This window comes from Streptomyces sp. NPDC093065 (genome assembly GCF_044754585.1).
Taxonomy (GTDB): Bacteria; Actinomycetota; Actinomycetes; order Streptomycetales; family Streptomycetaceae; genus Streptomyces.
This window is the reverse complement of record NZ_JBIVPJ010000006.1, coordinates 12,836-26,798: the sequence shown is the minus strand read 5'-3', so window position 1 is coordinate 26,798 and position 13,963 is coordinate 12,836. Positions and strand designations below refer to the sequence as shown.

Sequence of the window (13,963 nt, the reverse complement as noted above, 5' to 3'; positions counted from 1 at the left end):
GGCAGAGGAACGGTGCGGCGAACGTCACCGTACACGAACCGCCGGTAATGTTGATAGTTGTATGCCTGTTGACATCATCAACATGCCATTCTAGCGTCGTCTGTGAAATGCCTTGGGGGTGGCGGGATGGTGCTGCGAACAGCGGGCGAGGCGGGCTCGCCCGGCATGAAGGCCGTGCTGGGTCAGTTGCTGGCCGGGCTGCGACAGGCGGCTGTGCAGGGCGTTGTCCCGGAGAGCGCCTTCCTGGAGGGCGTGCGTGCGCTCTCGCTCGGCGACGGGGAGCGGGAGCGGCTGCGTACCGAGCTGGGCCGGCTGGGTCTGCCCGTGCGGGACATGTCTGTGCACACAGAGAGCGACAAGCGGAATGGTGAAAAGGTTGCACCGAACTGTGAGGAAAATGTGTCCCCGCGGCTTCGGTCCGTTCGGCATCTGCTAGAGCGATACGCGGACTCCGACGGCTGCGTCACCATGTCCGCGGTGGACGGCGTGGCCCGGCTGGCGGGGCTCACCACAAGGGAGGCCGCGGTGCTGCGCGCGGAGGCGCCGGTGCGCGGCCGTGACCTGCACAGTGAGGGGAGCGGCGCGACCGACGCGTCGGAGGGCGCCGCTGCGGATCCACGGTCCTCCCAGGAAGCGGAATCCGCCGGGGACGATCTTTCCGGGGCCCTGGAGGTCGGTGCGGAACACGAAGAATCGGACCCGGAGCTCACGCCTGACCTGCCGCGCGGAGACCTCGCCGACGCCGTGGCCGCCGCGCATGCCGTGCTGGCCCGGGACCGGCGTGAACGGCGTCCCGGCGCCCGCCTGCTGGACGCGCAGGCAGAGGTAGGCCTCGCCGTACTGCTGAGGGGCGGGCCGGACCGGATTGCCGAGGAGCCGACCGACGACGACCTGAGGGCGCTGGCGCCGGAGGACCTCAGGATCCGCGCCCGTGACTGTCTGGTCGTACACAACCAGCGCCTCGTGCACTCCCTGGTCCGGCCCCATCTGGAACAGGGACTCGACTACGACGACCTGCTCCAGCACGGCTTCCTGGGCCTGCTGAGGGCGGCGCGCAAGTTCGACGCAACCAAGGGCTTCAAGTTCTCGACCTACGCCACCTGGTGGATCCGTCAGGCCATCACCCGTGCCATCGCGGACGAGGGTGCACTGATCCGCATCCCGGTCCACATGCACGAGCAGATGCGCAAGGTGGCCCGGGCGGAACGGAACCTGGCAGGCGAGGGTCGGCCGGCGACCGCTGCCGACGTGGCGGTGGCGTGCGACATGGCCCTGCAGAAGGTGGAGGAGATCCGGCGCCTCACCCGCCGCACGGACTCCCTCGACCGCGTCATCGGCGACGGTGCGACCCTGGCCGACTTCGTGGGGCGCACGCACACCGTGCCGTCCGTGGAGCAGCAGGTGGTGGGAGACCAGTACATGCGGGACGTGCTGGGCGTGGTGGACACGTTCACCGAACGGGAGGCGCGCATTCTCGTGCGACGCCTCGGGCTCGACGGGGACGATCCCCTGACGCTGGACGAACTCGGACGCGAGTTCGGTGTCACGCGGGAGCGTATCCGGCAGATCGAGGGCAAGGCGCGCCCGGCGTTGCGGGAGCGTCTGCGCCAGGCGGGCCTCGCCGGTGGGGACGCCGTGTCCGAGGCGGCCGAGCGCAGGGCGGCGGAGGCGGCCGAGGCCGTGCGTCTGGCCCGGTTCGAACGTGCCACCCGTGCGGCGCGGGCCACACGCGCCCGACTCGCCCTCCGCAAGGTCAGGGCGCAGCGGCTGGCACGGACTGACGAGGAGCGGCGCCAGGACGTCGCGGTTGCGGCGTGGACGGGAACTGCGGAGGAGCGCGAAGAGGACGGCGGCGCGCCGATCGACGTCGCAGGGCCGGAGATCCACGGTGTCGTGGCGGAAGAAGACAGTGCGCGGGGTGAGACCGCGGGCGAGACCGGGGAGACGGGCGGCGCCGAGGCGTCGGACTTGGTCGTCGCCGACTGGGAACAGGCATGTCGGCTGGCGCAGGCGCCCGTCGACCAGATCTCGTGGCTCGCGAACTACGCACGAGTGGCTGTCGGCGACGAGGGCCTCGTCGACTTGCTGGGGCAGCCAGCCGCCGAGATCGTGACGCGGTACGCCGGGGACGGCGCGCCTCTCCCGCGTCCGGTGCTGACGGCGCTGGAGGTGCTCCGCCGTGTCTTCGACGCCGTGGCGATGGCGGGGCAGCGCCCGGAGGACTTCTTCGACCGTCCTGCTGAGGCGCTCCGTGGGGCGGTGCCCCGGACGTACTTGAAGGGCAGCCCGTTGGTGAGCGGCGAGTCGCGACTGGCGGTGCGCGACGCTCTTCGGGAGTTCCTCGCAGTCGCGACGCCGCGCGCGGAGCCGGAGCCCTTGGCGGAAGGCCGGGACACGGAGCCTTCGGCCGAAGGCGGGGACGCGGAGCCCTTGGCAGGGGACCGCGACGCGGAGCCGTCGACCGAAGGCCGGGGCTCTGTGCAGAAGACGGAAGGACGGCCCGCGGAGCAGGAGTCGAGGACACCGGGCACGGAGCGCCCGGTCGGGCAACCGCAGAGCACCGCCGACTGGGACATGGCCCGGATGCTGACGCAGCCGCCTCTCGGCGGGGGAGTGGCCTGGCTTGCCGAGTACGCCTTGTTGGCCTTGGGGCACCTGCAACTTTCCGTGCTGCTCGGCCCGTCCGTCACGGAATCCGTGGTACGGGCCGCACGGCAACGGGGAGTGCTCGACCGCCCCGTGGTCGAGGCCCTCGAAGTGCTCAAGGAAGTCCTCGACACCGTCAAGCGGTGGGAACTCCGGCCCGAGCACTTCTTCGAGTGGCCCGCCAACGCGTTGGCCGGCGTGACACCCCGGGCGTACCTGGCAACGAAGCCCTTGGTGCGTGCCGTGTCCCGCCTCGCCGTCCGTGACGCCCTGGGGGAGTTCGTCGCGGTACGTCCCGGGACCGGGTCTGTGCTCGGGCGCAGTCCGGACAAGACGAGTGAGTCGTCCGCGCAGGCGCCGACCGACGCCGAGGAGCCACTCGCCTCGGCGGAGATCCGGCACCAGGCCGAACTCGCCCAGTTGGCACAGGAACACGAACGCCGACTGGGAGGGGTGCGCAGCGCCGCCGACGAGCGGGTCGCGGCTGTCCGGGCGGACGCCGAGCGACGGCTCGACGCGCTCGAGGAGGAACTGCTGCATCGCGCGGACCGGGCCCTGGACCGACGCGAGGCGCATGTCCGGAGCCTGGCCGAGGCCCGCGTCGCGCACCTCAAGGAGCAACACCGTGAGGCGCATGAGGCGTTGCTGCGCAGGGCCGAACGAGCCGAGGAGGCCGCGCGGGAGGCGGCCGTCAGGGACCGGCGGGCAGCCGAGCTGGAGCATCGGCTGCGCGAGTACCGGGAGAGCGCCGAGGCCCGCATCCGGGACCTTGAGGCAAGGCTCAGGAAGACGGAGGAAGAGTCTGCCGAGCGGGAACGAGCCGCGGCGTCGTCCCGGCAGGAGTACCGCCAGGGTGTGCAGGTACGGGTCACGGAGATGGAGACGAGGCTGGGGGAAGCGGAGGCGGCCGTCGCACAGCGGGACCTGTTCGTCGCCGCGGCGCGCAAAAGCGCGGAAGAGACCGAGCAGCAGGCGGCGCAGCGCATCGCACAGAGCGAGCACGACGCCTGGCTTCGCATCACCGATCTGCAGACGCAGCTCAGCACCGTCCAGGCAGAGCTGGCCGCCGCACAGGAGGAGGCTGCCCAGAGTCGCACGTCGCTCCGGGACCGCTGGCGTCGGTCATGAAGCGTGCGTCCGCCCCTCCCGTCCATTCGTCCGAGCACTCCACAGCCCCGACCACCAGGAACACCATGGATCCCCGACAGGAACTCGTCTCCTACCTCCGACGGCAACTCGTCGGTCCGGCCGACGGCGAACACGAGACGCTCGACGCGCCGCCCGACCGGCAGTACCTCATGGGCACCCTCTACCCGAAAGAGGCGGACCTGCAGCGGCAGTTGAACGTCGCGGCCGAGGAACTGGAGGGCATCGGCACCGAGGGGCACGCCGAAGACACCGCTCCCGCCACCGACCCGGTTCCCGAGTCCAACTCCTGGCTGCCGTCCTCACTCGGTTTCAGCTTCTACACCGACGCGGAGAGCGTGGAGGTCGAGTGCTCGGCCGCCCGCTACGAGACTCGCGCCCGCACCGGCGAGCGCGGCCGGAACTGGCAGCGGATTCCGCTGCCCGCCGAGACCCATCGGCTGACCCCAGAACAGGACAAGGTCACGGTCCTGGACGGGCGTGCCGAACTCCGTGTCCGGCGACGCACCTTTGGTACCGGCCGGCTCGTCACCGTCGCACTGGTCAACACCGCCGACCACGAACCCGGCCTCGGCACGGCCGCCCAGTGGGACCGGATGCTGTTCCAGGTCGAGCTGTGGGCCAGACCGGTGGACGGACGGGTGCTCCAGTACCCGAGCGTCAGGCTGGCCAGCCGCGACCCGGAGGAGCAGGAACTCCGCCTCCAGTACCGGCACGTTCGCACGCACGCCGTCGGCCACGGATGCGCGGTCGAGGAGCGGTACGACGACGCCGGCGAGCAGGTGACGGAGCTGAGCGCCGCCGTCATGCCGGAGGCCGAAGTGACCGGCGTACGGGCCGCCGGACTCAGAGGATCGCCGGTGCTCAACCTCCTCCACCTCTCCGATCCGGACGTCCCGGTCGAGCAGCTTCGGGAAGAGCTGACAGAGTTCGCCGCGGACTACCGGGCGTGGTACGTCGGGCAGCTCAACACGGACGTTCCCGCTTGGGGGCGCGAGGCAGCCGACCGCGTCCTCGACCGCATTGGCACCGCCGTCACCCGTATCGAGGCCGGCGTCCGCACCCTCTGCGACCCACGCCGCCCCGAGCTGCTGCACGCCTTCCGGGCCGCCAACCGCGCGATGGCCCTGCAGATGCGTCACTCCGCATCCGACCTGGCGGGCACCCGGCGCTCGCCCCGGGAGGCAGTGCCGCCCGATCCTGAGCCGTACCCCGGGGCCAACTGGCGCCCTTTCCAGCTGGCGTTCTTCCTGCTCGCCGTGGACGGCACAGCCGACCCGCAGCACGCGGACCGCGCCGTGACGGACCTGATCTGGTTCCCGACCGGCGGTGGCAAGACCGAGGCCTACCTGCTGCTGGCGGCCTTCGTGATGGTGCTGCGGCGGGGCGAACCGGACGGCGGAGGCACCGCAGTGCTCAGCCGATACACCCTGAGCCTGCTCACCACCCAGCAGTTCCAGCGAGCCGCCACCACCGTCTGCGCCCTGGAGACACTGCGCCGCGCAGACCGTCGGGCATACGGCGCGGAGCCGTTCTCCATCGGCCTGTGGGTGGGCGAGACCACCACCCCGAACACGTACGACAAGGCGCGCACCGCTTTCGAGAGCGCCCGTCAGGCCGCCCAGCCCGACGACGTCTTCATCCTCGACCGCTGCCCGTGGTGCGGCACGCGCATCCTGCCCGCGCACAAGTCGCCGGACATGGGTGACTACGGCGTGCGCGCCACGGCCGACTCCTTCGCCTTCTTCTGCCCGAGACAAGAGTGCGTCTTCCACGACGAACTGCCCGTCGCCGTCGTCGACGAACACCTCTACGACCGGCCGCCCACGTTCGTCCTCGCAACCGTGGACAAGTTCGCCCGACTCGCCTGGGAACCGCGCGCGGGAGCGCTGTTCGGTGTGGGCGGTGCGAAGGGCGCCCGGAAAATGCCGCCGTCTCTCGTCATCCAGGACGAGTTGCACCTGCTCACCGGCCCGCTCGGTACCACCGTCGGCCTGTACGAATCGGCGGTTCTCGGGCTGTGCGCCGGACCGGACGGCATCGGTCCCAAGGTCGTGGCGTCCACAGCGACCATCCGCCGTTCCGGGGAGCAGGTCCGCGCGCTGTACGGCGGGGATGTCCAGCTCTTCCCACCGGCCGGACTCGACGCGCGCCACTCCTACTTCGCCGAGCCCGACACCTCCAGACCCGGCCGCCGGTACCTCGGCGTCATGGCCCAGGGGCACACCGCCGGCCGCGCCGCCGTGGCCACCGCCGCAGCCCTGCTCCAGGGGGCATGGGAACTGCCCGAGGAACACCGGGACGCCTACTGGACCCTGGTCGCCTACCACCACAGCCTGCGCGAGCTCGGCCGTACGGTCACCGCCGCGGCCGACGACATCCCCGCCCAGCTCGCCGGACTCGACACGGGCAGAGGGGTACGGGCACTGGCGGACCACCAGGTGCAGGAACTGACCAGCAACCTTCCGCGCGCCGAACAGCCGGTCCTGCTGGACCGGCTGGAGAAGGACTGGGACGATCCGCAGTCGGTGTCCTTCCTGCCCTGCACGAACATGCTGTCCGTCGGCGTCGACGTCAAACGGCTCGCCCTGATGCTGATGCAGGGACAGCCCAAGACGACCGCCGAGTACATCCAGGCCACCAGCCGCGTCGGCCGGCACACCGTCCCCGGACTCGTCGTGACCTTCTTCAACGCCACCCGGCCCAGGGACCGTTCGCACTACGAGACCTTCGACGTGTACCACCGGTCCCTGTACCGGCACGTCGAACCGACCAGCGTCACCCCCTGGTCCGTGGCCTCCCGCCGACGCGCCCTGCACGCCGCACTCGTCGTCCTCGTACGGCACCGGCTCGGTCTCGCCGCCGAGAACCAGGCCGGGCACGTCTTGGACCGCCTTGCGGAAGTGGAGTCGCTCGCCGACGAGTTGGCCGTACGGGCCGAGGCCGCCGAACCGGCCGTCGGCGATGCGGTCCGCAAGGAACTCGAGGGCCTGATCGCCGACTGGGAGGACGCGGCGCGCGAGGCCCGCAAGGACGGCCGCGAGCTGTACTACCGCAGCCAGGGCAAGGGCCAGTCCAACCTGATCAAGAGCTTCGAACAGAAATACGGTCTGTGGGAGACGCCGAACTCCATGCGCAACGTGGACAGGGAATGCCAGGTGACGGTGAAGGGAGCCGACCTGTGAGCCGCACACTTCGGGTACGCCAGTCGCAGACGGTGGTGCCGTTCGGCGTCGGCGCCGTCTTCGACATCCAGGGCGAGTCCTTCGTGGCCACCGGCATCGGGGACTGGCCCCCCAGGGGCAGGCAGAAGCTGGAGTCCCCGCGTCTCGCCTCCCGGCTGGGCGTGTCCGGCTTCTACGCCGCCCCGGCAACTGCCAACGACCGTTACGACCTTCCCGACGCACCCGGGGCGCCGTACATCCGCTTTCCGTCCTGGCTGTTCTGCGGCTCGTGCCGCCGGATGAAGCGTTGGCGGATCGCCGACGAGAAGCCCGGGCAGCCGCCGCGCTGTCCGTCCTGCTCACCGGCGCGGATGATGGCGCCCATGCGGTTCGTGCAGATCTGCCAGGCCGGGCACCTCAGCGACGTCGACTGGTGGTTCTGGGCCCACTCGCGGCGCGACGCCGGCGAACGGCGACGCTGCGAGGAGCGCGACCGACTGCGCTTCCTGGTCTCCGAGCGGGCCTCCGGCCTTGAGGCACTCTCCGTCGCCTGCACCGCCAAGGGCTGCGGCGCGTCGCGGGACCTTCTCGACATCCTCGGCACGCACGGCATGCGCTGCTCGGGCCGCAACCCGTGGCAGCGCGCCAACGAGCGGGTGGACTGCCCCCGGCCGGTGCAGATCGTGCAGCGCACGGCCGGTAATCTGTACTACCCGAGCGTCCACTCCGCCCTCGACATCCCCGAGACCGACGTCCCGGCCGGCCACGGAGACGAGGCCCTCGCGGCCAAGGTGCGGGAACACGACCTGTGGGTGTCGCTGTGCCGGGTGGCCGCCACGCCGCGCGCCGCGGTGTTCCGGACGATGATCCAGGAGGACACCGACGCCGACGACGCCCTCCTGGACGCGCTCATCGCAGAGGAGACGGGACAGCCCCTGCCCTCCCCGGACGCGTCGTCGACCGATGTACAGGCCGGGCCCGCCCGCCCCGACCTCAGCCGCGAGGAATGGGCCGCCTTCACCGCACCCACCCCGCCCGCCACCCGGGACTTCGCGCTGCGCGAGACCACCCTGGGGTCGTCCGGGGAGACCGTCGATCCGTGGGCCGCCCTCAACCGCCGTTTCGGCAGGGTCGTCCTGGCCGACCGGCTCCGCGAGGTGCGCGCTTTGTCCGGCTTCAGTCGGGTCTCCCCGGACGCCACCGTCGTACCGGCCGACACCACCCGCCGCCTGAAGTGGCTGCCTGCCGTGGAGGTGTTCGGCGAGGGTGTCTTCCTCACCTTGGACCGGGCCGAACTCGCGAGTTGGGAGGGGGACACGGACGTACTCAGACGCGTCACCGGTATGCGGGCCGACCTGGACCGCTCCTTCCAACGGGACCGCCTGGAGGCGCTCACCGGCCCCGAACTCGCCCCACGCTTCGTCCTCCTCCACACGCTCGCGCACCTGCTGATCCGCCAGCTCTCCTTCGAGTCCGGATACACCACCGCGAGCCTGCGCGAGCGGATCTACGCCCGCCCCGAGCAGGACCAGTACGGCATCCTCGTCTACACCGCCGCGGGCGACGCCCAAGGCACCCTCGGCGGGCTGGTCCGCCAGGGCGAGCTCCCGCGACTGGCGGAGACACTACTGCGCATGACGGAGGCCGCCGCCTGGTGCTCGGCCGACCCGCTCTGCGCCGAGCACACCGGCCAAGGCTTCGGCAACCTCAACCGTGCGGCCTGTCATGCCTGCGCTTTGCTGCCTGAAACCAGCTGCGAGACCGGCAACACCCTCCTGGACCGTGCCCTTGTCGTCGGTGGCGAGCACGTGCCCGGCTATCTGGAGTCCATCGTGACCGCCGCACGCGCCGCCGCGGCCGACGCACTGGAGCAGACATGACCCTCGGCTACCTCGACCTCACCCCGGAACAGCGCACCAGCCTCGACGAGCTGCCCTTCGACGGCAGCCACCTGGTCAGCGGCCCGCCGGGCAGCGGCAAGAGCCTGCTGGCGGCGCAGCGGGCCGTCATGCTCGCCCTCACCGGGACCTCGGTCGCGCTGCTCACCCGCTCCAACCTGCTGCGCCAGTCACTGGCCGCCACGGTCCACGTGCTGGGCCCCGCCGACCGCAGTGTGCGCGTCACCACCGCGCACCGCTGGCTCGCCGAGTGGTACGGCGACGGGGCCCCGCGCAGTGAGGACGGCTGGTACGACTGGAACGCGCTGTTCGACCGCGCTGCCGACACCGGCCCGGTCCCCGGGCTCACCCTGGTCGTCGACGAGGGGCAGGACCTGCCACCCGAGTTCTACTTGCTGTGCCGGATGCTCGGGGCCCGTACGACCGTCTTCGCGGACGAGTGCCAACGTCTCACCGACACCAACTCCACCCTGGCCGAGATCTCGCGCAACCTCGGCCGTTGCAGCCTCCACGAACTCGAAGGCAACCATCGCAACACGCAGCAGATCGCATCCTTCGCCGCCAACTTCCACACGGGCGCCGGTGCGCCGGTTCTGCCCGAGCGGCAGGGGCCGTCGCCGCGTCTGCACCGGTTCCCCGAGCGTGGCGCCGCCGACCTGCTCGCGCTGCTGGCGGAGCGGCAACCGAGGGACACCATCGGCGTGATCGTGGGGTCCAAGCACACCCAGTTCTCGCTGCTCGGCAGCCTGTCCCGTCGGGCGCCGCGACTGAAGCCGCAGCTGTACACGTCCGAGGCGAAAGGCGGCCAGTACCGCAACCTCGACCTCGGCCGCCCGGGGATCGTCATCGTCCACCGTGCCAGTGCGAAGGGGCTCGGCTTCGACACGGTCGTCATCCCCGACACCCACACGGACACGGCCGATGATCCCTCCTCCGCCGCCCTGCGCATGACGTACTACGTCCTGGCGACCAGAGCCCGGCGTGAGCTGCACCTCGGTTATGAGGGCGAAGCGGAACCACCGCTGATGTCCCAGGTGGGCAGGGGCGAGTTGCTGCGCGGCTGACGGAGGGGGCGGGGCGTAGCCCAGGGGGACGCTGATCGAAGATTCCGCTTAATGCCTATGATGTGCAAGTGCGCACTCCGGACTACAGCATCAGGACAGCAACCCCCGCCGACCTGGCCCCCGCCCGAGCCGTCATGCTCGACACCGTCTACCGGGACTTCGGTACGGGCTACGTCCCCCGCTGGCACGGCGACGTCATCGACCCGGCCGGGGCGTATCTCACGCCCGCCCGGCACACCCTCCTCGTCGCCGTCGACGTGGCCGGTGAGGTCGTCGCCACCGGTGCTCTCGACGCCCGCGGGCCCGCGCACCCCCCGAACCCCGCGCACGTCGCCGAGCGGTACCCCTCCGGTGTGACCGCGCAGCTGCGGCGGGTGTATGTGCGGCCCGAGCATCGGCGGCGTGGGCTCGCGCGTCGGCTTGTTGAGGAGTTGCTGGCGTTCGCCGTCGCGGACGGGGGATACCGGGCGGTCTATCTGCATACCGACCCCGCCGTCACCGGGGCCGAGCCCTTCTGGCGTTCGCTGGCCAAGGTGGTGCACGACGAGCGGGAGGATGCGGGAGGCGGGCAGGGGATCGTGCACTTCGAAGTTCCCCTGGGCTGATTTCGTTGTGAAAATCGTTCTCATGTAGGGTCCGGTTCGCTGCCTCGTGCCCTCCTGGCCTCCTGCTGTCCCGTCTGCCCGCCCCGCCCCGACCGATCGATCCGAGGACCATGCGCTCCCTCCGCCGCCCCCGGCTGCTCGCCCCCTTCCTGCTCGTCCCGCTCATAGCCGGCTGCTTCGCCTCCGGAGGCGGCGGAGACGACGCGTCCGGTGACGGGAGCGGCGGCGACGGCGCCCGTCTGCGTGTCGGCCTCGCCTTCCCTCCCGCCGAGAACCTGTCCCCGTACGGCGCCGACGCCACCCTGCTCAGCCGGCTCGGGGTCACCGAGGGACTCACCGCCCTCGACGCCAACGGCTCCGCCGCGCCCGCGCTGGCCGAGTCCTGGCGCCGGGACGGGGACAAGGTCTGGGAGTTCACCCTCCGCGTCGCCACCTTCCAGGACGGCGGCGACGTGACCCCCGCCGCGGTCGCCGCATCCCTCACCCGTGCCACCGACGCCAAGCCCGCGCCCGCCGCACTCGCCGGTGTCAGCCTCAGTGCCAAGGCGGGCGGCGGCGACCGGGTCGTCCGCGTCACCACCGCCGAGCCCGACCCCGTACTGCCGCTGCGGCTGTCCAGTCCCAGCCTCGCCATCCTGTCCAAGGACGCCTACGGGAAGAGCGACCGCGTCGACCCCGTCGGTCACGCCACCGGGCCCTTCGCGCTGACCAAGGTCAACGGCGCCGCCTCCGCCTCCCTCGACCGGTTCGACGACTACTGGGGCGGTCGCGCCCAGGCCTCCGGCATCGACGCCCGCTTCATCGCCGACGGCACCGCCCGCGCCAACGCCCTGCGGACCGGCGAACTCGACATCGCCGAGGCCGTTCCCGTCGCGCAGGCGGCCTCCCTCGACGAGAAGACCCGGCGCGACACCGCCACCACCCGGACCACCAGCCTGCTGCTCAACGCCTCGTCGGGGACTTTCAAGGACGCCGGGCTGCGGGCCGCCGCCAGGTCCGCCCTGGACACCTCCGTGTTCGCCAAGGACGTCTACGAGGGGTACGGCGATCCCGGTGCCGGTGTCTACGGGCCCGCCGTCACCTGGGCGGAAGGCAAGCGGACCGCGCCCGTCGGGCGGGCGGCGGCCAAGAAGCCCCGGGACGGTGACACCGTCAACCTCGCCACCTACGACAACCGGCCCGAGCTGCCCGAGGTCGCCCAGGTCGTCAAGCAGCAGTTGGAGAAGGCGGGGTTCACCGTCGAGCTCACCGTGCGGGAGTACTCGCGGCTCGAAGGCGACGCGCTGGACGGGAAGTTCGACGGCTTCGTGCTCGCCCGGAACACGCTGCTCGACACGGGTGATCCCGTCGCCGTTCTCGCCAGCGACTACACCTGCGACGGCGGGTTCAACATCGCCCAGCTCTGCGACAAGGGCGTCGACCGCGCCGTCGCGGACGCCGAGAAGATCGCCGACACGGCCGAGCGCCAGGACGCCGCCATGGCCGCCGAGGCGCGCATCCTCGGCAGTGACGCCGTCGTGCCGCTCGTGCACCAGCGCATCATCACCGGCGTCGCCGGCTCCGTGCAGGGCGTGATCCTCGACCCGTACGAGCGCACCCTCGTCGGCACCGGCACCCGGCACTGAACCATGTGGCAGCGGGTGGCCGGCGCCGGATGGCGGATCCTCCTCGGGGTCGGGCTGGTGTGCGGGATCGGCCTGCTGCCCTGGCTCACGCACACCGACCCCGCGTACACCGTCCTCAAGGCACGGTCCGCCGAACGCGAGCCCACGCCCGAGGTGCTCGCCGACATCCGGCGGCAGCTCGGGGTCGACGGCGGGCCTCTGCACGTGCTGGCCCGCTGGCTGGGCGGGCTCGTGCGCGGGGACGGCGGGCAGTCGTGGATCTCCGGCGCGGACGTCCTTCCCGACGTGATGCGGGCGCTCGGTGCCTCGCTGCTGCTCATGGGTGTCGCGCTGGTCGTCGCCGTGCTCACCGCCGTGGTGATCTGCGCCCGCACCCTGCGGCTGGGGGCCCGGCGGCGGCTCGGGGGGCGGCGCAGCGGCGGGAGCGGGTCCGCCGTGCTCGCCTCGCTGCCCGAGTTCCTCGTCGCCTCCGTGCTCGCCACCGTCGTCGGGGTGCAGCTGGGGTGGCTGCCCGCGCTGGGGTGGTACGGGCCCCAGTGGACCGTGCTGCCCGCACTCGCCCTCGGGCTGCCCGCGGGCGCCGTGCTGGGGCGGCTGCTCGACGATCTGCTGCCCGGTGCCTTCGGGGAGCCGTGGGCGCTGGCCGCCGCGGCCCGTGGGCTGACGGGACGGTCCATCGCCCGCCAGGCTCTTCGGCGGTGCGTGCCCGCGCTGCTGCCCAACCTCGGGCTTTTCGTCGTGGGGCTGACCGGCGGGGCCGTCGCCGTCGAGCAGGTCTTCGACATTCCGGGGCTCGGGCGCACCACCCTCCAGGCCGCCCTCGCCCAGGACCTTCCCGTCCTCCAGGCCGGCACCCTCGCCCTCGTCCTCCTCGCCGCGCTCGCCACCGCCGCCACCCGCGTCGCCGCCCGGCTGCTGACCGGGCCCGCGCTGCGGGACGGCGCCCTGTCCTCGCTGCACCGGCCCGCCCCGCCCGCCGGGGGAGTGCTGCCGCTCCTCTACGGTGGCGTCCTGATCGCCGTCGTCGGGGTCGGGCTGGCCCGTGATCCGCTCGCCCTCGACACGGGGGACCGGCTGCGGGCGCCTTCCCTCGAGCATCCCTTCGGGACCGACGCCCTCGGGCGCGATCTGCTCGCCCGTGTCGGCCACGGGGCGCTGGACACGCTGCTCCTCGCCGCCGCGATCAGCGCCGCCGCCCTGCTCCTGGGCGTGCTGCTCGGGCTCCTGCCCCGGGTCTCCGCGCCGCTCGTCGACACCGTCAACGCCGTACCGCCCGTGCTCGTCGCCCTCCTCGTCACCGCCGTCGCGGGCAGCGGTGGGGCCACCCCCGCGCTCGCCGTGGGCGCCGTCGCCTGGGCGCCGCTCGCCGCCCACACCGCCTCGCTGCTGCGGCAGGAGCGCGCCACCCTGCACATCACCGCCAGCAAGGGGCTGGGCGCGGGGCCGGCCCATCTGCTGCGGCACGAGTTGCTGCCCGCCGTGATGCCGCCGGTCCTGCGGCACGCCCTGCTGCGGCTGCCCGGTGTCGCCCTCGCGCTCGCCTCGCTCGGGTTCCTCGGACTCGGTGCCCAGCCGCCGTCCCCCGAGTGGGGGCTGCTCCTCGCCGAGAACCAGCCCTACGCCGAGCGCGCGCCCTGGGCCGTACTCGCCCCCGCCGCCGTACTCGCCCTGCTCGGCGCGCTGGCGGTCAGCGCGGCGGGCGGGCTGCGCCGGCCGGTGCCGCGACGCCCGTCACGTGCCGGCACGGAGGGAACGGGCGAGGCTGAGCGGCGGTCCGCCGCGGCGCCGCAGAAGGAACCGGCCGGAGCCCGATGA

At 72.2% G+C, this 13,963-nt stretch carries 7 protein-coding genes; all 7 read left to right on the top strand.

Annotated features, from left to right (window positions below; translation table 11 throughout):
* The first annotated feature begins 126 nt into the window (after positions 1 to 126).
* Positions 127 to 3,774 carry a sigma-70 family RNA polymerase sigma factor gene (locus ACIQFU_RS12720; protein ID WP_402550962.1) on the top strand — a complete coding sequence of 1,216 codons (3,648 nt, stop codon included), beginning with the start codon at positions 127 to 129 and terminating at the stop codon, positions 3,772 to 3,774.
* 65 nt (positions 3,775 to 3,839) lie between these two features.
* On the top strand, positions 3,840 to 6,977 hold the full coding sequence (locus ACIQFU_RS12715; protein ID WP_402550961.1) for a helicase-related protein: 3,138 nt from the start codon (positions 3,840 to 3,842) through the stop codon (positions 6,975 to 6,977).
* Positions 6,974 to 8,836 (top strand): DrmB family protein, encoded by a 1,863-nt coding sequence (gene drmB, locus ACIQFU_RS12710; protein WP_402550960.1) that lies wholly within the window; start codon positions 6,974 to 6,976, stop codon positions 8,834 to 8,836. The genes ACIQFU_RS12715 and drmB overlap by 4 nt, the downstream gene beginning before the upstream one ends.
* Positions 8,833 to 9,918 carry a DNA helicase gene (locus tag ACIQFU_RS12705; RefSeq protein WP_402550959.1) on the top strand — a complete coding sequence of 362 codons (1,086 nt, stop codon included), beginning with the start codon at positions 8,833 to 8,835 and terminating at the stop codon, positions 9,916 to 9,918. Before drmB ends, ACIQFU_RS12705 begins: the two co-directional genes overlap by 4 nt.
* A gap of 68 nt (positions 9,919 to 9,986) precedes the next feature.
* The gene (locus ACIQFU_RS12700; RefSeq protein WP_402550957.1) at positions 9,987 to 10,523 is read left to right on the top strand and encodes a GNAT family N-acetyltransferase; all 537 of its coding nucleotides are present in this window, start codon (positions 9,987 to 9,989) and stop codon (positions 10,521 to 10,523) included.
* A gap of 110 nt (positions 10,524 to 10,633) precedes the next feature.
* Positions 10,634 to 12,148 carry an ABC transporter substrate-binding protein gene (locus tag ACIQFU_RS12695; RefSeq protein WP_402550955.1) on the top strand — a complete coding sequence of 505 codons (1,515 nt, stop codon included), beginning with the start codon at positions 10,634 to 10,636 and terminating at the stop codon, positions 12,146 to 12,148.
* A 3-nt stretch (positions 12,149 to 12,151) separates the two neighbouring features.
* Positions 12,152 to 13,963 (top strand): ABC transporter permease subunit, encoded by a 1,812-nt coding sequence (locus ACIQFU_RS12690; protein ID WP_402550953.1) that lies wholly within the window; start codon positions 12,152 to 12,154, stop codon positions 13,961 to 13,963.

Coding starts and splice junctions, on each gene's coding strand:
- ACIQFU_RS12720 (WP_402550962.1), top strand. CDS start 127: ATGGTGCTGCGAACAGCGGGCGAGGCGGGCTCGCCCGGCATGAAGGCC.
- ACIQFU_RS12715 (WP_402550961.1), top strand. CDS start 3,840: ATGGATCCCCGACAGGAACTCGTCTCCTACCTCCGACGGCAACTCGTC.
- ACIQFU_RS12705 (WP_402550959.1), top strand. CDS start 8,833: ATGACCCTCGGCTACCTCGACCTCACCCCGGAACAGCGCACCAGCCTC.
- ACIQFU_RS12695 (WP_402550955.1), top strand. CDS start 10,634: ATGCGCTCCCTCCGCCGCCCCCGGCTGCTCGCCCCCTTCCTGCTCGTC.
- ACIQFU_RS12690 (WP_402550953.1), top strand. CDS start 12,152: ATGTGGCAGCGGGTGGCCGGCGCCGGATGGCGGATCCTCCTCGGGGTC.